The sequence below is a fragment of the Amycolatopsis stemonae genome (assembly GCF_054781455.1).
This window is the reverse complement of sequence record NZ_BAAGUJ010000017.1, coordinates 58,648-78,467: the sequence shown is the minus strand read 5'-3', so window position 1 is coordinate 78,467 and position 19,820 is coordinate 58,648. Positions and strand designations below refer to the sequence as shown.

18 protein-coding genes are annotated in these 19,820 nt (G+C 71.2%); 8 read left to right on the top strand and 10 right to left on the bottom strand.

The genetic code is table 11. The features are described from left to right. Positions 1–314 precede the first annotated feature (314 nt). The 7 genes from ACYVLJ_RS40135 to ACYVLJ_RS40105 form a co-directional block, all read right to left on the bottom strand. Positions 315–1,511: an MFS transporter gene (locus ACYVLJ_RS40135; protein ID WP_460442714.1), complete on the bottom strand. Its 1,197-nt coding sequence runs from the start codon at positions 1,509–1,511 to the stop codon at positions 315–317. A gap of 14 nt (positions 1,512–1,525) precedes the next feature. Then, positions 1,526–2,248, bottom strand: coding sequence for a L,D-transpeptidase family protein (locus ACYVLJ_RS40130; protein ID WP_460442604.1), 723 nt, complete (start codon positions 2,246–2,248; stop codon positions 1,526–1,528). 75 nt (positions 2,249–2,323) lie between these two features. Next, positions 2,324–3,484: a hypothetical protein gene (locus ACYVLJ_RS40125; RefSeq protein ID WP_460442603.1), complete on the bottom strand. Its 1,161-nt coding sequence runs from the start codon at positions 3,482–3,484 to the stop codon at positions 2,324–2,326. 2 nt (positions 3,485–3,486) lie between these two features. Then, entirely contained in the window at positions 3,487–3,741 is a 255-nt protein-coding gene (locus tag ACYVLJ_RS40120; RefSeq protein ID WP_460442602.1) for a hypothetical protein, read from the bottom strand. Between the two features lie 769 nt (positions 3,742–4,510). After that, positions 4,511–5,704, bottom strand: coding sequence for a hypothetical protein (locus ACYVLJ_RS40115; RefSeq protein WP_460442601.1), 1,194 nt, complete (start codon positions 5,702–5,704; stop codon positions 4,511–4,513). 142 nt (positions 5,705–5,846) lie between these two features. Next, the gene (locus ACYVLJ_RS40110) at positions 5,847–6,143 is read right to left on the bottom strand and encodes a hypothetical protein (RefSeq protein ID WP_460442600.1); all 297 of its coding nucleotides are present in this window, start codon (positions 6,141–6,143) and stop codon (positions 5,847–5,849) included. Next, a complete protein-coding gene (locus ACYVLJ_RS40105) occupies positions 6,140–6,538 on the bottom strand; it encodes a hypothetical protein (protein WP_460442599.1) in 399 nt (132 codons plus the stop codon). The genes ACYVLJ_RS40110 and ACYVLJ_RS40105 overlap by 4 nt, the downstream gene beginning before the upstream one ends. A 310-nt stretch (positions 6,539–6,848) precedes the next feature. On the opposite strand from ACYVLJ_RS40105, the gene ACYVLJ_RS40100 reads away from it, so the two are divergent. The 4 genes from ACYVLJ_RS40100 (at position 6,849) to ACYVLJ_RS40085 (ending at position 10,792) form a co-directional block, all read left to right on the top strand. Further along, positions 6,849–7,217 carry a hypothetical protein gene (locus ACYVLJ_RS40100; RefSeq protein ID WP_460442598.1) on the top strand — a complete coding sequence of 123 codons (369 nt, stop codon included), beginning with the start codon at positions 6,849–6,851 and terminating at the stop codon, positions 7,215–7,217. Next, positions 7,214–7,783: a bifunctional DNA primase/polymerase gene (locus ACYVLJ_RS40095; RefSeq protein ID WP_460442597.1), complete on the top strand. Its 570-nt coding sequence runs from the start codon at positions 7,214–7,216 to the stop codon at positions 7,781–7,783. The genes ACYVLJ_RS40100 and ACYVLJ_RS40095 overlap by 4 nt, the downstream gene beginning before the upstream one ends. Then, complete coding sequence (locus tag ACYVLJ_RS40090; RefSeq protein ID WP_460442596.1) at positions 7,780–8,796, top strand: hypothetical protein; 1,017 nt, start codon at positions 7,780–7,782, stop codon at positions 8,794–8,796. Before ACYVLJ_RS40095 ends, ACYVLJ_RS40090 begins: the two co-directional genes overlap by 4 nt. 256 nt (positions 8,797–9,052) lie before the next feature. Then, positions 9,053–10,792 (top strand): hypothetical protein, encoded by a 1,740-nt coding sequence (locus ACYVLJ_RS40085; RefSeq protein WP_460442595.1) that lies wholly within the window; start codon positions 9,053–9,055, stop codon positions 10,790–10,792. Positions 10,793–10,823: 31 nt separating this feature from the next. Here the strand turns inward: ACYVLJ_RS40085 and ACYVLJ_RS40080 are convergent, their stop codons facing one another. Further along, positions 10,824–11,810, bottom strand: a complete 987-nt coding sequence (locus ACYVLJ_RS40080) for a helix-turn-helix domain-containing protein (protein WP_460442594.1) — start codon at positions 11,808–11,810, stop codon at positions 10,824–10,826. Positions 11,811–11,977: 167 nt separating this feature from the next. Between ACYVLJ_RS40080 and ACYVLJ_RS40075 the strand changes: the two genes are divergently transcribed. Both ACYVLJ_RS40075 and ACYVLJ_RS40070 read left to right on the top strand, forming a co-directional pair. Then, on the top strand, positions 11,978–13,222 hold the full coding sequence (locus tag ACYVLJ_RS40075; RefSeq protein WP_460442593.1) for an MFS transporter: 1,245 nt from the start codon (positions 11,978–11,980) through the stop codon (positions 13,220–13,222). Positions 13,223–13,779: 557 nt separating this feature from the next. Beyond that, a complete protein-coding gene (locus tag ACYVLJ_RS40070; RefSeq protein ID WP_460442592.1) occupies positions 13,780–15,051 on the top strand; it encodes a GGDEF domain-containing protein in 1,272 nt (423 codons plus the stop codon). A 49-nt stretch (positions 15,052–15,100) separates the two neighbouring features. On the opposite strand, the gene ACYVLJ_RS40065 is transcribed toward ACYVLJ_RS40070, so the two are convergent. Next, positions 15,101–16,030 (bottom strand): replication protein RepA, encoded by a 930-nt coding sequence (locus ACYVLJ_RS40065; RefSeq protein WP_370973665.1) that lies wholly within the window; start codon positions 16,028–16,030, stop codon positions 15,101–15,103. A gap of 822 nt (positions 16,031–16,852) precedes the next feature. Beyond that, complete coding sequence (locus ACYVLJ_RS40060; RefSeq protein WP_460442591.1) at positions 16,853–18,043, bottom strand: zinc-binding metallopeptidase family protein; 1,191 nt, start codon at positions 18,041–18,043, stop codon at positions 16,853–16,855. A gap of 168 nt (positions 18,044–18,211) precedes the next feature. Between ACYVLJ_RS40060 and ACYVLJ_RS40055 the strand changes: the two genes are divergently transcribed. Continuing rightward, positions 18,212–19,603 (top strand): hypothetical protein, encoded by a 1,392-nt coding sequence (locus ACYVLJ_RS40055; RefSeq protein WP_460442590.1) that lies wholly within the window; start codon positions 18,212–18,214, stop codon positions 19,601–19,603. After that, the gene (locus ACYVLJ_RS40050; RefSeq protein ID WP_460442589.1) at positions 19,603–19,815 is read left to right on the top strand and encodes a hypothetical protein; all 213 of its coding nucleotides are present in this window, start codon (positions 19,603–19,605) and stop codon (positions 19,813–19,815) included. Before ACYVLJ_RS40055 ends, ACYVLJ_RS40050 begins: the two co-directional genes overlap by 1 nt. Positions 19,816–19,820: the final 5 nt, after the last annotated feature.

The window sequence follows — 19,820 nt, the reverse complement described above, 5'->3', positions numbered from 1 at the left end:
CCTGTTCACCGAAGGTGCAGGCGGGTTTGTGCTGCCGCGCCCCGCGGTTCGGCGGGACGCGCTCGGTCGGCGCCGGCGGCGGGAAGGGGGTCAAGCTCGCGGGTGCTGTTCCCGCGGGCTTGACGCCCGACCGGCGGCGGCGCAGCGTGCGCGACGTCCCGCCGGACCGCGGGCGTGGCAGGAGGAGATAGGGAGAGTGGATCGAGGCGCCCGTCGCTTCTGGTCCAGAACAGCGGGAGTTCGTGCTGGCTACGCAGTTCTGCTGTTCAGCGCCTTGACCTGTGCGGTGTTGGCGACGCGGGATGGGTCCCGATTCAGTGGGACCGGATGGCCGGGCTGGTACGGGCGGCGCTGAGCGGCAGGCAGCCGGCGAGTGCCAGGGCCGCGGCGGCCATGGGCAGCCAGGTGGGGCCGGCGTGGTCGGTGAGGGCGCCGCCGAGGACACCGCCGATGCCCATGCCGAGGTAGACGATGCCGCCGCCGAGGGACAGCAACAGCGGCGCGGTCCGGTTGTCGCCGAGGTCGGACAGCCATGCGTTCAGCGGCGGGGCCGCCGACCACGCCGCCGCTCCCCACGCGGCAACGACGAGCAGCGTGGTGACGGGATTGGCGGTGGCGGGGTCGAGCAGGAACAGCGCCGCGGCCGCGCTGCCGCTGCCACCGAGCAGGACGGCACGGGGGCCGAACCGATCGATCAGGTGACCGGCGGCGAGGGTTCCGGCGACCGCGCCGAGGCCGTAGGCGGCCAGGTAGACGCCGATCGGCACGCCGCTGCCGCGGTGAGTTCCCAGCAGCAGCGCGAGGTAGGGGTAGACCGCGCCGGTGCTGGTCCAGGTGAGGATGCCGCCGCCCAGGACGCCGGCGACGCCGGGCCTCGCGGCGGCGGCCAGCCGCTCACGCAGGCCCTGCTCGGGCGGGGCGGCGGCGGTCGGGGCGGTGGCCGCGACGACGACCGCCGCGCCGGCGCACAGCGCGGCGATCAGTGCCATGGCGATCCGGAACCCGGCGACGCTGGCGACCGCGGCGGCGCCGGGAACCCCGAGCAGCAGCGACAGGGTCAGCCCGGTCAAGGTGCGGGCGATCGCGGGGGAGCTCTGGGTGGGTGCGGCCGTGCGGGCGGCCAGGCCCACCGCGGTGGCGGTGGTCAGCGCCGCGCCCAGAGCGGTCAGCACCCGGCCTGCGACCAGGAGCGTGTAGGTCGGCGCGGCGGCCACGAGGAGGTCTCCGGCGCTGAGGGTGAGCAGGCAGACGGCCAGGAGTTGACGCCGTTCCCAACGGCCGGTGGCGACGGCGAGCAGGGGGCCGGCCAGTCCGCAGATGGCGGCGAACACGGTGGCCAGCTGGGCCGCGACCACGCCGGAGGTGTGCAGTTCGGCGATGAGGGAGGGCAGGAGCCCGGCGACGGCGTGCCCGCTCGTGCCCACGCAGAAGGTGGCCAGAATGGGGCCGGTCAGCGGCGGGATCCGGTGGGCTGCCGTTGCCAGGCCGCGTCGCGTGGGCGCGGTGATCATGGAGATCACGGGCGCTACCGGATGAGCACGGCGGTGCCGGGGGTAGCGCACACGGCCAGCACCGGGACGGCGTCGGGCGGCACAACCACCGATCCGTCGGTGGAGGACAGTCCCTGGGCCGCGCCCGGCCAGGTGTGCAGCCCGACCGCGGCCATCCGGGCACCCCAAGCCAGGTGGGTGCTCATGTGGCTGGCCAGCAGCACAGCGCGATCGACCAGGCCGCGGTCGGGCCGAATCTCGCCGAGGACGAAGGTGCGACCACGTGGGGTCGGGCTGGTGGGGCGTCCGACTCCGGCGGGCCAGGTCACCATGTTGCGGCCGTGGTGCAGGGTGACCGAGCGCGCTGCGGTGTCGACCGTGATGTGGGTCGGGTGATCGACCGTCTCGACACGGTCGTCCAGGTGCAGCCAGCCGACGGCGCCGTCCGGGCGGACCGGCAGCAGCACTTGTGCCCAGCCGTGTCGCTCGTCGACGACCGGCAGCCAGGTGGGCATGCCGGGATGGGCCTGCACCGGGAGCACGGCGAACGCTTCGCCGCCGGGCACGCGGTGGACCGGGATGGGCGTGCGTGGCCGGAGGCGGACGGGCAGCGGGCGGTCGGGCAGCGCCTGGTCGCGGGGCGCGGACGCGATGGTGGACGACCAGGTCGCCACGGGCAACGCGGGCGGTTGCCGGTCGTCGGGGCGCGGGACGCCCGGCGGGGTGGGGTGTTCGGCCAGGCGCAGGGTGTGGCTCACGGTGGTTCCCCCGGAAGCAGATGGACGCGGTCCGGCGCGGGCCGCGGCGTGTGGTGGATGTGGTGGTCGTGGTGGTTACGGCGTGGTCGGGACGGGCGCGACGGAGAGCTGCCAGGCCAGCGCGATGTTGGCTTCGGCCTCCTCGGGGGTGCGACGGCCCAGGCCGCAGGCGGCGGCGACCGCGTCGACGGGCCGGCCGAGGGCCTGCTCGACGAGTTCGAGGGCGCGGGCGGAGGCGTGCGGGTGGTGCTCGTCCACCAGACCCGCGTACAGCTGGACATCGGCGCGCAGGCGGCGCAGGACCTCGTAGTCGGACGGCCTGGTCGACGGCGCGGTCTCGCCGTCGCACAAGGCGATGTGCAGCGGCGGCATCGGGTAGCCCGCGCGGTCCAGCCGGACGGCGAGGGCGTTGGTAAAGGCGACCAGCGGTGCCAGGTCCCGCATGCCGGAGATCGGTTTGTGCTCGAGGTCGCCGCGGCACCAGCCATGCAGGACGAGCAGGGTCTGCGGGGGCAGGGCGGTGATGACGCCGGCGAGCTGGCGGGTCAGCATCCGGGTCACCAGGGGCCACGCCGCGCGGGGCGCCCGGTCGTAGGCGACCATGACCGCGGGGCTTTCCAGCTGGATGACGATGTCCTCGCTCCACCGGTCGGCGAGCTGCCGGATCTGGTCGACCTCGGCCACGATCGCGGCGGTGAACGTCGGCAGGTGTGCGAGCGCGCTGCGGATCGCGCGCAGCGCGGCGGCCGCGGGCAGCAGACGCATCGTCGCGGCGGGCACGCCGAAGGCGAACAGGCTCAGGTCCAGCGGCGCGGGCATCGAGACCTGGTACGGCGGCAAGTCCGCGGCACTGAGCTGGCGGCGGGCGGCGATCGCGGCCGAGACCTCCCGGGCGCGGCGCGGGCCGACGTCGCCGGGTGCGAGGGTGTCGCCGGGGCGCAGCCGGTAGGCCGGCATCCGGGTGTAGCCGGAGGAGTCGCCGTCCAGTACGAGTTCGAACGGGCCGCGATCGCGCAGGCTCTCCAGCCAGTCGATGATCCAGCGCGAGTCGCGGTCGCAGGGCAGCGTGGTCAGCCGCATGGCGCCGGCGTGGTCGAGCAGCCATTGCATGCCTGCCCGGTCGGTTGGCGCCACCGCGGGCGGCAGCGATCCGACGAAGTGCACTTGGCGTCGTGCCTCCGGGTCGCCGGAGTCGGCGGATGCTTCTGCTGAGCTGCGGTGATCCAGCAGTGACATGGTCAGTCTCCCTCCCGCGCCGAGTCAGCGGCGTCCTCGTCCTGGGACTCGCCGGGGATCTCGTCCGGGACGCTGGAGGAAACTTCGTCGGGCACCTTGCCGGTGACCAGCTGCCAGGCGGAGCATGATCCGCACCAGCCGTAGGGCGACTGGGGGCCACCCTCGTCTTGTTCCTCGACCTCGGCCGGCACCGTGTACGAGTGCCCGCAGAGCAGGTCGTAGCGGACCTTGCGGTGGTCCACGCTCGGCGTGCTCATAGCCACTCGCCTCCTCCCCGACGATTCCGCCAACTAGACGTCCATATGAGTTGACGTACAGGCAGACGGTAACCCTGCAAGGGGTGGTGATGTCAACTGGTGTGGACGTATTGCCCAGTGCGTTGACGTGGCGCAGCTGCGGCACTGGTGATCATCCGATGAGGGGTGATCGGCGAGATCCCGCCTCGTGACGAGGTTTGATCAGCTCCCCGGCGCGAGTTTGTGGATCATGAGCACTTCGACAGATCGGGCGGTCGTCCTGCTGCCGAGCTGGCTGGGCGGCCTCGCCGGTCACTACAGCGGCGACTACCTCGTCCAGCGCGACTGCGACGCGCAGCGCAAGCAGGAGCGCAACGCGGCCGGGCGGCGGGCGCTGCTGCGGCACGTGGTCACGTACGCGCTGAGCCTGGCCGGCACCCGCGCCGTGGCGTATCGGGTGGCCCGAACGCGGGTGCGGTTACGCGCGCAGGTGATCGCCGCGGTCGTCGAGGCGGTACTGCACGCGCTCATCGACGACGGCCGGCTGCTGCGCCGCTACGCCGAGCTCGTTGGCAAGACGCGGTTCCACGAGCTCGCTGACCAGGGGATCAACGGACGATCATTGCTCGACCAGGCGGCTCATCTCGGTGTGCAGCTGCCGATCGGCGCGGCCATGACCGCGGTGATGGCCGGGTTGGCGACGTCGCCGCAGGGTCGCTGGCCCTCGTCCCAGCTCCAGTGTGCCCGCGCGGGGGGACCGGAGCCGGGACGAGGAGGCTGCTGTGCGGGGTCAGATGAGAGCGGTGTCGAAGTGCGCGGACCTCGTGTAGAGCAGGCGGTAGCAGGCGGAGAAGTTCTCCACAGCCATGCCGCCGGGCTGGAGCCACTGGTCGGCGATCTTCTTCCAGCCCTCCGCGCCGTACTTCTCGTCGGCGTAGGAGGAGATGAAGCCGGCCAGGGTCTCGGCGACCTCGGTGTAGCGGTCGGGGCTGGCGGTCCAGCGGCGCAGCACCGCGGCGATCTGGTCGCGGGCCTCCTTGTGTACCCGGCGGGGGCTGGGTCCGCTCTGGCGGCGTTGTTCCACCGACAGGCTCTGCTTGTTCGGGTACAGATTCAGCTCGTTGCCGAACCAGACGATCGGCATGATCAGCTCGGCTTCCCAGGAGCCGGGTCGTCCGGCGGTCAGGGATCGCTGGGCGTAGTTGGCGGTCTTGGTGACGTCGCTGTCCCACGGGCCGAACCGCTCACGAGCCTCGTGGTGCAGCTGTTCCAGCGCCGAGGCGACGCTGCCGATCAACTTGCGGCCGGCCAGGTCGAACGCGGCGCGCAGGTCGACCTCGTCTTCGTCGGTCATCGGCAGAACCGGCCGCCACGGGCCGAAGTGCTTGTCGATTTCCGCCAGCGGGCGTGCTTCCAGCAGCCGGCGGCCGAGGTCGAACCTCTTTTGCTGGTATCCGTGGCGGTCGGTAGTGGTGTTCTCGATCCTGTCGATGATCAGCTCTACCCGTTCGGCGGTGATCGCGTCGTCGCCCAGCCGGTCGGCCAGGGCCTGCGCGGTGGAGACCCACCGCAGTCCCAGGGGCAGGAGTTCGACGATGGCCGCGACCTGCTCGATGCTCAGGGTCGGGTAGCCGGGCTGTTCGGCCAGCTCCGCCAGCTGTTCGTCGGTGAGCGGTCGCGGGCAGGATGCCGTCGGGTCGTAGCCGCGGAAGTTGCCGTCACCGCAGGTGAGCCAGCCGAAGTTCTCGCTGTCGGCGATGCGGTAGAGGTCGTGGTCCTCACCCGCGGCGGAGTCAGCGGCGGGGGTCGCGTCCGCGGTGCCGGTGAGCTTGGCGTGGGCTGCGACGTAGCTGAGTCCGTGCTGGGCGGCGTAGTCGCGCACCTTGGTGCGCAGGCTGGCGCTGCTGTTCTTGGGCATGATCGTCCGTTCCGGCTCGGTCCCCACGCCACCGGCCTCGACGATGTCCGCGTAGGCCGAACTCACCGCGGGCCCCGGGGGACCATTGGCCGACAACATCGCCTCCCGGCGTGGGCGGGGCGAATGCGGCTCCAGCGTGCGCGTCCTGACTAGCCGATGACGATACCGGTCGCCAGGGCACGTGGTTGACGTCGTTCTGCGTGACGCGTTAGTCGTCGGTGTCCCGCTCGTAGGTGCCGGCGGGGAAGTCGCCTTCGAGGTACAGCACGGTGGCCCGTTCACCGATGCGGCCGGTGAGGTTGGCTTCGGCGGCGGTGTCGATGCCGATCACGATCTGCTCGCCGTTGAGGGCGCCGCCGGGCTGGTCCAGCGTGTCGATGACGACGAGGCGGTCGTCGGGAACGTTCAGTGGCACGGTGTCGGGCACGCCCAGGGCGCGGACAAGATCGCGTGCGGTCCGCGGGTTGTGCGCGGGCTTGTACTCGTATTCCTCACGACGCGTCATCGGAGTCCTTCCTCGGGATGAGCCGTGCTCCTGTGCGACCTCTCCGCGGTGCCGGCCGGATCGTCGAAGTAGGCCACGGAGTTTCGGGACGGGTGCGGGGTGGTGGTGGGCTGCCCGACGCGGGCGTCGCCGAGCAGCAGGTCGCCTTCCAGGGCGTAGCGCCCGCCGCACTTGGTGATGCCGGTGATCCTCGCGACGGCCAGGACCATCCCGGCCACGTCGACGATCTGCACCTCGTTCTGCTGGAGGGCCCGGTCGGTCTTGAGCACCCACACGCCTCGGCCGGCTTCCCAGGCTTCCCGTTCGGACATCCCCGGCCAGCTGCCGACGCGCGAGCGTCCCAGCCAGTCGTCTGCCGCGGCGGGCCGCTCCTGGCCGAGCTGAATCTGCAACACACCAACCTCCACACAAGCTTTCTAACTTGTTGCAAAGCTAACCCGAAGGCGGCTAACTTTGCAACAAGTTGGAAAGCTTGCGGCTCAGGGAGGTGGCTCAGCGTGTACCGCTGGAAACTGTCGGTGCCGACCGGTATGGTTCTCCTCGGCCGCGCGCCGGCCCGTCCGAGTTCCCCCGCCCACGCTGGGGTGAGCGTCCCCACGGATGAAGACGTCGCAGACTCAGCGCAGTGCACTTTCCCTTGTCGTGGCTTGATTTCTGCCTGCGGTGAGGACGGCGTGGGCGTACTTCACCGGGGAAGCGACAGTCATGCCACGTGATTCCAGGGCCCTGACGCGCGCCGCGCGCAAGCGCTCCAGCGAGCAGGAACTGCCCTACCAGACGGCCCGGACCGACGTGCTGGCCATCCGCGAGCTGATGGACGACGGCGAGCTGTCCTTCGACGAGGCCGAGGCGGTCTACGACGATCCCGCCAACAAGCTGCTGTGCGAGACGTGCGGCTGGACCGTCGGCATGGTGTGTCCTGAGTGCGTCCCGGGGTGCGGCTGCAACAACGGCCGGTGCAGCGGGTGGCGGCACGAGGAGTACATGGGCGACGACGAGCGGGACGAGTTGAACGCCTGTCCCGACTGCGGCGGCGACGTCACCAGCCCGTACGGCTGCGAGTGCGGCGAATGAACGACGTCCAGACAAGCCTGGCCACGCCCGACCCGGCAGCGCTCATCGAGCGCGGCCTGGCGGTCTTCCCGCTGCCGCCCGGCGGCAAGGCGGCCCCGAAGGGCTGGCAGCACACGGTCGTCCGCGACCTCGAGCAGGTTCGCGCGACCTGGCCGGCCGGATCGAACATCGGCATCGCCTGCCGCGCCTCGAACATCGTGGGTATCGACCTTGACCGGCACACCGACGGCGGTGCCAACGCCGGCGTCGACGGCGTCGAGGTCTTCACCGCGTTGTGCGCGCGCTGGGGCATGAAATGGCCCGTGACGCTGGAAACCCGCACCGGCAACAACGGCCGGCACCTGTTGTTGCGGGTCCCGCGGGGCCTGATGGTTCCCTCGGTGTCGGGAGGCCGCTCCCGGCTCGGGCCGGGCATCGACATCCGCGGCCCGGGTCTCCGGATCGGCGGCTACCTGGTCGGTCCCGGCTCGGTCGTCGACGGCCGCGAGTACGCCGTCGAGGTGGACGCGCCGATCGCGATGCTGCCAGGTTGGATGGCCGCGCTGATCGGCAGGAGGACGCGGTGAAGCGGCTGGTGCACTGGCTCCGATCCGGTGGCTGGCGACGCGCCGAGCCCGCGCCGCCGCGGCCGGACGAGCATCCCGGGCAGGACCCGGCCAGGCCGATCGTGCACGTGGTGGATGCACGCAACCCCAACCGTGCCGGTGTTCCGGAGGGCGGGTTGATCTACGGCTACGCCCGGCCGACCTCGTGGGGCTTCCTGGTGGTGCAGACCGGCTGGCTGGGCGAGGCAGTCCGGCGCGCCGAGCAGGTGGGGCCGATCGAGATCCGGTACAACGACCGGTCGACCGGTGCGCCCACCTCCCGGCGGATCCGCGCGATCGTCGCCTGCCCGCACGGGCAGTGGCTGTGGTTGGACACAGGCTGGGCGGTCGACGATCCCGGGCAGGTCGCCCCGGCCCATCCCCTGGAGCCGACGGCTCCGGAACTGGTCTACGACGTGCGGTGGCACTGGGGACCGGACAGCTTCGGCATGAACTACCGGGCCGAGATGCCGCACTGGAAGCTCCTCGCCTGGTGCGCCACCGAGGACTGGGCCACGCGGATCGCCGAGGCTGCGATGGCCTGGGACGACGAGCGCCTGCTCGCCGCCCAGGTCCAGCGGCCCGGACCCGGCGGTCGCGAGGTTGTGCTGACCTGCGTCCCCGAACCCCGCCGCACTCGACCGCAGCGTTCGTACGCTCCTGCCTCCGACGCGCGGGACTGGCCACCCTCGGCACCGCCGGCCGCGATGCCGCTCGGGGCCCCCGACGACCGCGGCAGGTGGCCGCTGCACGAGCTGCGCGTACACACCGGTGCCGCGGACGCGTCCTGGGAAACGGTGTGCTGGTGTTCCGACCCCTTCGTCGCGCTCGGGGTGGCGGCCGACCTCGGGGTCGGGCTGGCCGGGTACCCGTACCACTTCGCCGAGGTGTGGGGAGCGAACGAACGCACTGCCGGCGGCTGGTGGGCACTCGACTCCCGTGTGCCCGCTCGGCCTGCACCGCCGGAACACGATCGACCTGCGACTTCAGACTAAAAGGCACGTTCTACGTGGACCGTCTCGCGAAAATGTCGGTGGTGAGTTCTAGAGTGGTCCCGTCATGCCGCGTTGTTGTCGAATGCGCGTGACGTCGTCCCCGCCCCGGCGGGGATGAGCAGTACTTCCCCGCCTCAGCAGGGTTCGCGCTTCAGCCGCGCAGCACGGCCGCTCCGGCCGTGAGGATTTCAACGCCTTCAAGGGCGCACTGCTTCCTGCGCGCTTTCGCTTACCCCCCAAGGGAAGGAGCTGCCTGATGCCCCGCATCGTCAACCGGTACGCCGGTTCGTGCCGCCGCTGCGGCCAGAACGTGCCCGCACACGAGGGCGTCGCCGTGAAGGACGCTGCGGATGCGGCCTGGGAAGTCGAACACGCCGGTGACTGCCCGCCGAACCCGCACAACCCTGACGATGCGCCGACGTGGGAGATCGGCGGCGGAGAGGGCTACGGCCAGGAGCCGTTCGTTCCCGGCACGGCGCAGCGCGAGCAGTGGTGGACCAGCGAGCAGGCTCCCGGACCGGACGGCGTCCCCGGCGGCGTGCTGCTCTCCGAGAGCGGCGGACGAAGTCAGGTCTCCGGCGTGGTCACGGTGGTGACTGCCCGCCAGCGGTACTTCGCCGACGAGGGCATGAGTTTCGGTGTCGGCGACGAGCAGGGCCACTACTACTCGGCGCTCGTGCGGGCCGCTACCGACGCGGAGGCCGCGCCGGTCCTGGCGGCCGAGACCCGCCTCGCCGTGCGCAAGGAACTGCGCGCGCGGTGCACGCGCCTGCTGGCGTGGCGGTTCGGCCAGCTCGACGACGCGCAGCGGCCGCCGTCCGGGACACCGGAACTCGACGCGGTTCGGTCGCTGCCGCAGGTGCCGCTGCGCCAGCAGGACGACCGGCCGCTGTACGCCGACGAGCTGTACCTCGATGAGCCGGGCGGCTGGGTGTGGACGGTCGCACACAACGGCGCGGACGGCGATGACTTCTCGGTCAACAACGTGCCTGGCCACATCGCTAACCGCCATCCGCTGACCGAGGAGCGCCGCAGGCTGGTCGCCGATCTGCGTGCCGAGTACGGCTCCCTCGAGGAATGGACCCGCGCGGGCATCCCGCGCGAGGCCGCGCAGATCCTCGTGCGCGCCGGAGCCGAGCTGCACGACGTCAACGGCCACCGAACCGCGGTGTCGATCACAAACGCCGAGGACGCGCGCGCCTACCTTGCCCGCACCCCGCAGCAGTGGGCCGAAGCGAGGTGGGAGTGGCCGACGGGACGGCGCTGGCCGGCCGCCGAGGCGGCGCGGCTGGCCGACGCCGGCATCAGCCACGACCACGCCGAGCGTCTGCGCGAGGCCGGCTTCGACACCGTGGAGCAGGCTCTGGCGGCCGTGCCGCCGCAGTTGCCCGACACCTCGGGCCGCTTCGTCCTGCGCCGGTGCAGGGTGGGACCGCGCGTGCAGGTCACCGACGATCCGGACGAAGCCCGCCGTCACATCGCCCGCGACCCGCAGACCTGGGAACACTGGGAACACACCCCCGACGTCACCGTGGTCCACGCAGCCACGGCCATGGCCATGGACGGCGGACGGGGCTGGCAGGTGTGGTCGGACGGCGCTCTCTCGATCGGGTACTGGTGCGAGCCGCGCGGCCGTGTCCGCGACCGGCCGACCTCGCTGCCCGCAGCCGCCGAGGAGGTGATCGGGCTCGTGGTCGTGGCCGGCAACCCGGAGATTCGCGACCAGGCGAGCTGGCAGCCCCTGCTCACCGCGACCGCGCATCTGTCGTCGACGGTCGAGGAGGCCGAGGAAGGTGGGTTCAGCAGCGGCGAAACCGCCGCGCTCGTCCGCCACGACATCACCCTGGCCGACGGCACCACTCGCGTCCTATGGGACGTGGTTATCGGCTGGTGGTACCACGGCGAGGACGCCGACGTCGGCGAGCGCCACTGGGTCAGCCCGGACGAGACGGCCGCCCGGCGCTACTACCGGGAGAACCTGCCGAAGCGGCGGTGAGCCGGCCGCTCACGGGTCGCGGCATCCCGATCTACAGGTCGCCGGGGTCGAGCAGGAACGTGGCGGATCCGCCGAGCAACGGGTTGTTCGCCTTCGCGCCCTGGACCGCGGCCTGCATCTTCAACGTGTGGCCGTACCGGACGTGCTTGGCGGTGTTGTCCAGCTGCGGATCGACGAGCGCAGCGGGGCCCGGGGGGCACAGGCCGCAGTGCTCGCAGACGACCTCGACCGCTTCGGCCGGCACCTGGGTGATCTTGCCGCAGGTGGCTCGCGGGCAGGTGATCTCGCTGTCGTGCGGCAGCAGGTCGAACGGCGTCACCTGGTGCTCGGTGCCGCACTGGGAGCAGCGCAGGGTGGCCGGCACGGTCCAGTCCACACTGCGGTCGGGGTGCATCCGGTAGGAGACCGAGGTCGGCGAGGCCACCAGCTGACAGGACGGGCACCGGGCGTACCAGGTGTCCACGGCGCTCTTGACCAGCGGGTAGGCGACGACCACCTGCGGCTCGACTGTCGTCGGCACCGCGGCGGCCGCTGGTGCGGCTGGCAGTACGGCTTCGATCCGGTCGGCGGGCTGGTCGTAGGCGGTGGCCAGGGCGGCCGCGATGCGGGCTCGGCTTTCCGGCGAGCTCCAGGTCGTCGGAAGGCGTCCGGCTTCGGTTTCGGCGAGCAACCAGCTCGAGACGCGCAGCGGCGGGCGGGTCAGCAGCGGTCGCAGGCGCGTCACGGCTGCCCGCTGGGTGAGCCCGGCGCCGCGGCGAAGAGCGGCGAGGTCGGCCGCGGCGGTCTCGCCGAGGGTCAGGTCCCGGATCTCGCACCCGAGCGCGGCGGCCAGCTGCGCGATGCGCGCCGGCTCCGGAGTCGCGGCGCCCTGCTCGTACTTGATGAGCTGGCGCCGGGTGGTGCCGACGCGGGCGGCGAGCTCGTCGAGCGAAAGCCCAGGGCGCTCGCGGTCGTGCCGCGGTACCGCCTCGCGGATGCGCTTCATCGCTTCGCGGTCGAAACTGGCCTTCCCTCGCATCCAATCAGTCTAAAGGACACGTGTCTTTTAGGGTGATCGTGCTGTTCTTGGTCAGTTCCGGGTTACTCCCGTGGTGCGGGCGGCTCGGGGCGGACGGCTACCTGGGCGGGGCAGCCGGCTTCGTGAGTGCTTGCTCTGCGTGCCACGTCGGCGACACTCTGGGGCCCATGACGACCGAGGCGGCGGGCTACCGGAGTGTGTTCGCGGTGGCGCAGTTCCGCCGGTTGTGGGTCGCGCACGTGCTGTCGGTGGCCGGGGACCAGCTGGCTCGGGTCGCGCTCACGGTGCTCGTGTACGACAGGACCCGGTCGTCGGGCCTGGCCGCGCTCACCTACGCGCTGACGTACTTGCCCGATCTCGTCGGCGGCGCGGCGCTGGGCGGGCTGGCCGACCACTTCCCGCGCCGGACCGTGATGGTCTGCGCCGATCTCGGGCGCGGCGTCATGGTCGCGCTCATGGCGGTGCCGGGTGTGCCGCTGCTGGTGCAGGTCGCGCTGCTCGCCGTCGTGCAGTTGCTGGCCGTGCCGTTCTCGAGCGCGCGGCAGGCAGTGCTGCCGGACATCCTGACCGGCGACGAGCTCGCCGTCGGGATCGGCGTGCTGTCGATGACCTACCAGGCTGGGCTCGTGCTGGGGTTCGGCGGTGGCGCCGCGGTGGTCGCCGGGCTGGGGACGTCCGGGGCGTTGTGGGTCGACGCGGCTACGTTCGCCGTCTCCGCCGCGGTGATCCGGCTCGGGCTGACCGCGCACGCGCCGCCGCGCGAGCACGCGGCCGGCGAGGGGCAGTGGGCGAAGATCCGGGCCGGCTGGCGGGTGGTGGCCAGGGACCCCCGACTGCGGTCGTTGCTGACGTTGGCATGCTGCTCGGGCTGGTACGTCGTGCCGGAGGGCCTGGCCGTGCCCTACGCCGCGCAGCTGGGCGTCGGCTCCGCCGCGGTCGGATGGCTGCTCGCGGCCAACCCGCTGGGGATGGTGGCCGGCATGCTGCTGTTGAAGCGGCTGGCTCCGGATCGCCGGCTGCGGCTGCTCGGCCCGTTGGCGGTGGCGACCAGCCTGGTGCTGCTGCCGACCGGCTGGGGCCCGGGAGTTCTGGTCAGCGTCGTGCTGTGGGCGGTATCGGGCGCGTGCTCGGCGCACAACATCATCATCCAATCCACCTACGTGTCGACCGCGCCGGCGGAGATGCGCGGGCGCGCGGTCGGGCTGGCGATGGCCGCCCTGCGGGCAGCGCAGGGTGTGGCCATCGTGCTGGCCGGGCTGCTGGCCCAGCTGCTGCCGCCCTCGCTGGTGATCGCCGCCGCCGCGGCCGCCGGCGTGCTCATGGCCGCCGCGGCCGCGGCGGCGTGGAGACGTGCGGCCTCGTCCGCGCCGTCACTCCCGGCGCGGAACGAGGCCGACGACCTCGGGCAGTGAATGCTCTCGAAGGACAGATTGGGCATGCAGGGGAGCTGCCCCTGTCCTACTTGGTCGTCCAGTTCACGTCGCGCATGAGGTTCACCTCCTCGAGGGATGCCGTGCGGCCTGTTCACGGCCGACGACGGGTTGACCTGAGCTGTCGGACCGACCGACCTGGTCGGCCGGGGTCACCAGTTCACGTCCTTGCGCATGGCAGGGCACCTCCTCGACAGGCGTCATCCAGCCCAGACGGGGCTGTTCAGCGGTGTGGGGCAGCGGAACCGACGTCAGGGCCTGGTCGGCCGCGTCGGGGCTGGGGTCACCAGTTCACGTCGCGCATGGCGGGCACCTCCTCCGGCAGGAAGAGCTTGTCCGTTGGGCTATCCGGGTGCATTCCCGGCGGCGTAGACCATCGTCCCTGGTCGCAGCGGGGACGCCGCGTACAGATTCGGTTACGGTGGCCTGGGGGTGCAGACACGCTGCGCTCTTTATGCAGGTGGGGACTAGTGCAGGGGCGGATCGGAAGACCATACAGATGGGTCACGGGCCTGGCCCTGTGGCAGGTCCCGTCGCACGTGCGCACCTACGTCCTGGCCGTCTACGGCGTCGCCGTCGCGGCGGCCACTTCGACGGCCTTCCTGATGCCGGTCACCCGCCTGGACCTGCTGCGCTTCGGCGTGCTGGCCCTGTGCGCCGTGGTCTACATCGAGTTCACCCGCCGCATCGAACGCCAACGCGAGTACTGGCGTGGGAGCACCGCGCCGTACCTGGACACCAAGAGCGTGTGGAGCTTCGCCGCGGTGCTGGTGCTGCCGCCGGTGATGGCGTCGGCGATGGTCGTGCTGACCTACGCGGTGGCGTGGTGGCGGATCTGGCCGCACGAGCGCCCGGTCCCGCTCTACCGCTGGGCGTTCAGCGGCGCGACCGTCGTGTGCGGCACCCAGGCCGCCGTCGCGGTCCTCGCGCTCGGGATGCACCACTACCCCGGCGTTCCGGACGCCGCGGTGCCGGCCGGGCTGATCGACCTCGTCGTGGTCGCCGCGGCCGCCGCGCTGCGCTGGCTGGTCAACGCGTCGATGGTGATGGCCGCGATCCTGATCAGTAACGCGAAAGCCGACATCCGCGACCTGTTCCGCAACTTCGCCGAGCACCTGTCCGAGGCCGGCACGATGGGCCTCGGCGTGGTGGCGGCCACCCTGGTCGTCGGTCACCCGGTCGTGCTGGCCGGCGTTGTCGTCGCCCTGGTCGCCATGCACCGCAGCCTGTTGCTGCACCAGTTCCAGCACAAGGCGCGCACCGACACGAAGACCGGGCTGGCGACCGCCGGCTGGTGGCGCGAGCTCGCCGAACAGGCGCTCGCCCGCGCTCAGGACCGCGACGGCACGCTGGGCGTGATGCTGGTTGACCTGGACCACTTCAAGACCATCAACGACAAGCGCGGCGGACACCTCGTCGGCGACCAGGTCCTCGCCGCGGTTGGCGACGCACTACGCGAGGAAACCCGTGAACAGGACATTTGCGGCCGTTTCGGCGGTGACGAGCTCGCGATCGTGATCCCCGACGTCAGCTCGCCGCGCAACCTGCTCGCGGTCGCCGAACGCATCCGGCGCCGTATCCACTCGGTGGTCGTGGAGATCCCCGGCGAGGACGGCCAGGGCCCGCTCGAGCTCACCGGTCTGACGGTGTCGATTGGCGCCACGCTGTTTCCCGCGCCCGACGTCGAGGACATCGACGATCTGCTGCGGCGAGCCGACACCGCGCTCTACGAGGCCAAGGAAGGCGGCCGGGACCGCACCTGCCTCAGCCCGTCTCCGACGCCGATTCCGACTCAGGCGGCCGGAAGCTGATCCAGGCCGCAGCCCTGGGAGCTGGCCGGCTTTCAGATATGCGCCGGGCCTACGCCCCGGCCGTGATGGCGCGCAGGCCGCGGAGCGGGACCGATGTGCGGCTCGGTGTGAGGAGCAGGCCGTCCTTGGTGACCCTGACGCTGGCCTCCGGGTAGATCGCGCGTACCGAGGCCATGGCGGCGACGACCGCCTTGCGGAAGTTCGCCATGCCCTTCACGTCGTCGGCGTAGTCGCTGCCAAGCTGGGCGCGCAAGGCCAGCCACGGCACCAGCGACGGTTCTTGCAGGTAGCTGAACCGGTAGGTCAGCCACACGTAGAGGTCCATCGCCATCGCCGCGCCGAGCCATCGCATGATGGCCCAGTCGACGGGTACCGGGCTCGCGCGAACGTACCGGTAGAACTCGTCCGAGAGCACGATGGTCGAGGGCATCATCGCGATCTGGCCGTCCGGGCCGGGTTTTCCCCAGTACAGGTCCCAATGCGAGGCCACCAGGAACCGGTGCCCCTCGTCGTGCCCGGCCCGGGTGACGTTGATCGTGAACGACGACTCGAGCAGGTTCAACGCTTGCTCGCGGAACCGGCCGGCCGGGCCGCTGGAGCCGCCGGTGTTGCCGATGCCGAGTTCGGACAGGAACCCCTTCGCGGTGTCGCCGAGGGGAATCACCGCCCCGTTCGTGCGCACGGCCTGGGTGGCCAGCCAGGCGACGAGGAGCCGTGGGTAGGAGCCGAAGGGGAACATCGGCGTTCCGGCCTTGCCGTTCGGGCCGTCGGTGACGATGCGCGGGGTCAGCAGGAGTTCGGTGTCGCCGTTGCGTCGGCTCCACACCAGCGTCCCGGGCTTGGGCCGGTTGTAGGGCAACGACACCTGCGCCATGACCCGCGGCAGGTACCCGATGTCCTGGTGGCCTTGTTGGTTGGCCTCCCAGATGGCAGCAGCTTCTCGCGCCCGTTCCAGGTCGGTGGTTTTGCTGCGCGCCACCGGGACAGCCTATGAGTCGGACGTCCAACGCCCGCAGACCTGGGTCTCGCACGGCGCGTCGCCGGGGGCGATCGAACGCATATCTGCAAGCGCTCACGCTCTGAACAGGGCGAACTCCAGGGCGGTCGCCCCGAAAAGGAGGTCGTTGCTCCCACCCCAGCCCACGACGCGGCGGCGCATATCTGGAAGGCCATCGCCGGCGGAAGAGCACGACGCTGTCGACGCATATCTGCAATCCTGCTGCTCAGGATGCCTTCCGACGCCAGCGGACGTGGTCGCTCGAGCCCAACCACCGAGGCACCGCAGCGACACCTGGTCATGGCCGACGACGTCTCGCCCCCGGACGCATATCTGCAAGCGACGCATCCGAGCCGTTTTATCCCAAATGCGCTATTCAGAGCGGGCGGGACGCGCATCCCGTGCGGCTCAGGCACCGGCGCGCGCATATCCAGAAGCGCACGCTGGGTCCGCGTCGGCCGCCTCGGCATGATGACGGGGAGCGGGATTCACCCTGCCGGGGACGGTGGCGACGGTTGTCCACGCATACTTGGAAGCCCACGGACAGGTTGTCCACAGAGGACCGTCCGCCGTCGAGGTTGTCCACGCATATTCGTAAGCGACCATGATCCGAAACCGCCAGGTCGCGACGCATACTTGCAAGACAGCGACGCATACCCGAAAGACGCCACGGGCACGTTGCCGCAGGTCAGAGGCCGGTTTTGGCCGGTCCCCTGTAGTTCTTTTCCTGTAGATCTTTACCTGTAGTAGTAGGCGGTCGAACCTGTGGATGACTTCGGCCGCAACGCTGTCCCAGGTGGGTGTTCACCCGGAGGCGAGGTCTGGGCCTCGCGTGGCGAACTCGTCCCGCACCTGGGCGAACAGGTCTGGATCGGCGAGCAGGTCAGCACCGGCGCAGGCCAGCGCGGTGGCCATCTGCGTCATCGCGGTGTGGGCGCGTGGCTGGATGACGGCCTCGGCCATCGCGCGGGAGTGCGTCGGAGTCCCGGCATCCATGACCTGCATGTACGGGTGGATCGCGGGCAAGGCGAGCGAGACGTTGCCGATGTCGGAGGAACCGGTGCCGCCACGCAGCACGGGCTGATCGACGGTGACGCCTTGGCGACGCAGGTGGTGAGCGACGCGGTCGGCGATGGTGTGGTTGTTCTTGCGCTCGCGGTAGACCAGGCCGGTGGTGATGGTGACGGTGGTCCCGGTCGCCGCTGCCGCGGCGTGGGCGACGGCGGTGACGCGCTCGCGCAGGTCGTCGAGCTCGGCCGTGGTGGCGGCGCGGACGGTGAACTCGGCGCGGGTGTAATCGGGGATGACGTTGGCGGCCTGGCCGCCGTCGGCGATGATGCCGTGCATCCGGCTGGTCTCCGGGACGAACTGGCGCAGGGCGTCGACGCCGGTGAAGAACTGGATCACCGCAGCGAGCGCTGATCGGCCGTCTTGCGGGCTGCCGGCGGCGTGGGCGGCGACGCCGTGCCATTCCAGGGTCAGGTGCACCGAGGCGGTGGCGTGGCGGATCGGCCACGTCCGGTCCGAGGGGTGGAACATCAACGCCGCGTCGACGTCGGCGAACGCTCCGGCCTCGAGCAGGAGCACCTTCCCGCCGGCGCCTTCCTCGCCGGGCGTACCGATGCACGCGACGGTGCCCGGCAGCTCGGGCGCTGCGCGGCGTAGCGCTGTGGCCGCGCCGACCGCGCCGGCGGCGATCAGGTTGTGTCCGCAGCCGTGGCCGGTGCCCGGCAGCGCGTCGTACTCGGCGAGGAAGGCGATCACCGGGGCCGCGTCGCCGGCGTCGGCACGGAAGGCGGTGTCCAGCCCGCCGTAGGGCTGGGTCACCGCGAAGTCGTCGGCGAGGAACGCGGTCAGCTGCTGGACCGCGCGAGTTTCCTGCATCGCCAGCTCAGGGTGGGCATGCAGGTCGCGGCTGAGGTCGATCAGCGCGGCGGACATCCGCGCGACTTCGGCGTCGATGCGCTGATGTACCTCGGTCGGGGCGCCGGCCATCGAGGTGTCCTCCTTGTGGTCGGGTGCGAAGCGGGGTGCTCCGGCCGGGCCGGAGCCCCTTCATCCTCCCTGCGGCCACGGTCGTGCAGGATTTGCGCTTCGCCTGCCGGTGCGGGCTCGTAGGGTGGTACGTCCGCTCGCACGTGGCGGAACTGGAAGGGGTTGAGCGTGGCGGCCGATCTGGAAACGCTGGTGGCGCAGGTGTGGAGCCCGGATGTGCGGCCGCTCGCCGAAGAAGCGTGGCGCTGCTACAACGCCGGTGCGATCCGCGCGAGCATCGCCGCGACCTGGTCGGCGGTGAGCGCGGACATCATCGTGAAGCTGATCCGCCTGGCCGATGAAGGCGACAAGGGCGCCCAGGCGTTCCGCCGGCAGGTCACCGACGCGCAGGAGAAGGGTCTCAAGCCCGAGGGTGTGCGCGCCATGCAGGCGATCGAAGCTTCCCTGGTCGACAAGGCCGTGGAGTTCGAGCTGATCGACACCATCGGCAAACGCGAACTGGACCGCATCCGGGAGGACCGCCACCTCTGCTCGCACCCGTCGCTGCGAATGGAGGGCGAGGTGTACAACCCTCGGCCCGAGGCCGCCCGCGGCCACCTGGCCATCGCGCTGGCCACGTTGCTGGTCCACCCGCCCACGCAGGGCCGCAAGCTGGTGGAGGAGTTCAAGAACTTCATCTGCGACCCGCTGTTCGCCTCGTCCTCGGCTCACATCCGCGCCGCGTTCCATGACCGCGTCCGGGCCGCCACCCGCAAGAGCATCATCAAGATCGCCGCGTTGGCCGCGATGCTCGAGCTCGACCCGGACGGCCGGATGCCGGCGGACGTGCACGCCGACCGGATGGCGTTCGCGTTGCGCGCCTTCTCCGAGGTAGCTCGCGACACCGTTCGCGACGCCGTGGGCGAGGCCCGCGAGCGGTTTCAGGTTCTCGACGGCGCGGTCCAGCTGCGGGCCCTGGTCCGCATGGCCGACGACGACTACTTCTGGATCTCGGTGGATCCGGCGCTGGCGACGCGGTTCCAAGCGCTGCTCAACGCTCCTGTCACGGTGGGCCAGTGGGATCCGCTGCCGCCGGAGGTCGCGTCGTGGCTGGCGCTGGTGGGCAGCACCTACGCCCGCGGCCGCTTGCCCGGCCTGACGGTTCGCTTCGACCAGCTCGGCGACTTCCACCGCCAGCAGGTCATCGCCGCCCGGCCGTGCGAGTTCTTCCTGCCGAAGGTGATCGAGATGCTGCGGACCGCGGGCAGCTGGCGCACGGGCGAGCAGGTGGGTCGTCTGCTGGTGCAACACGCGGCGTTCCTCTCGCTCGACACGCTCGGCGAAGCGCTCACCGTCTGGTGCGGCAACAACCAGTGCCGAGACGCGGCAGAGATGCCGGGCCTGGCCGTGCAGCTGCTGCACGCGACCGCTCATCTCGGCGTCGCCCGTGGGCCGCTGTTCAGCGACTTCGTCGCCAAGTGCGAGTTCGCCGCCGGGGAAGGCGAGTACTACAGCTACCCGGACCTGAAATCGGCGCTGCGCAACCTGGGGCTCCTGGCGCCCGCAGCTACGATGCCGTGATGACCGATCAGCCGGCCAGCGAGGAACCAGCGTCTGCGATGATCCCGCGGCGGGTGCTCATCCTCGACTTCGTCGCCCCCTCGGCCTATGCCGAGGACGGCGCATCACCCTGCTCGAGCCGTTGGCCAACCTCGACTCTGCCACCGATCCTCGGGCCCGGTGCCATCACCAAGACGACCATGACGGCACGGCTGCCGTTCGTGACGCGCTGAACGTG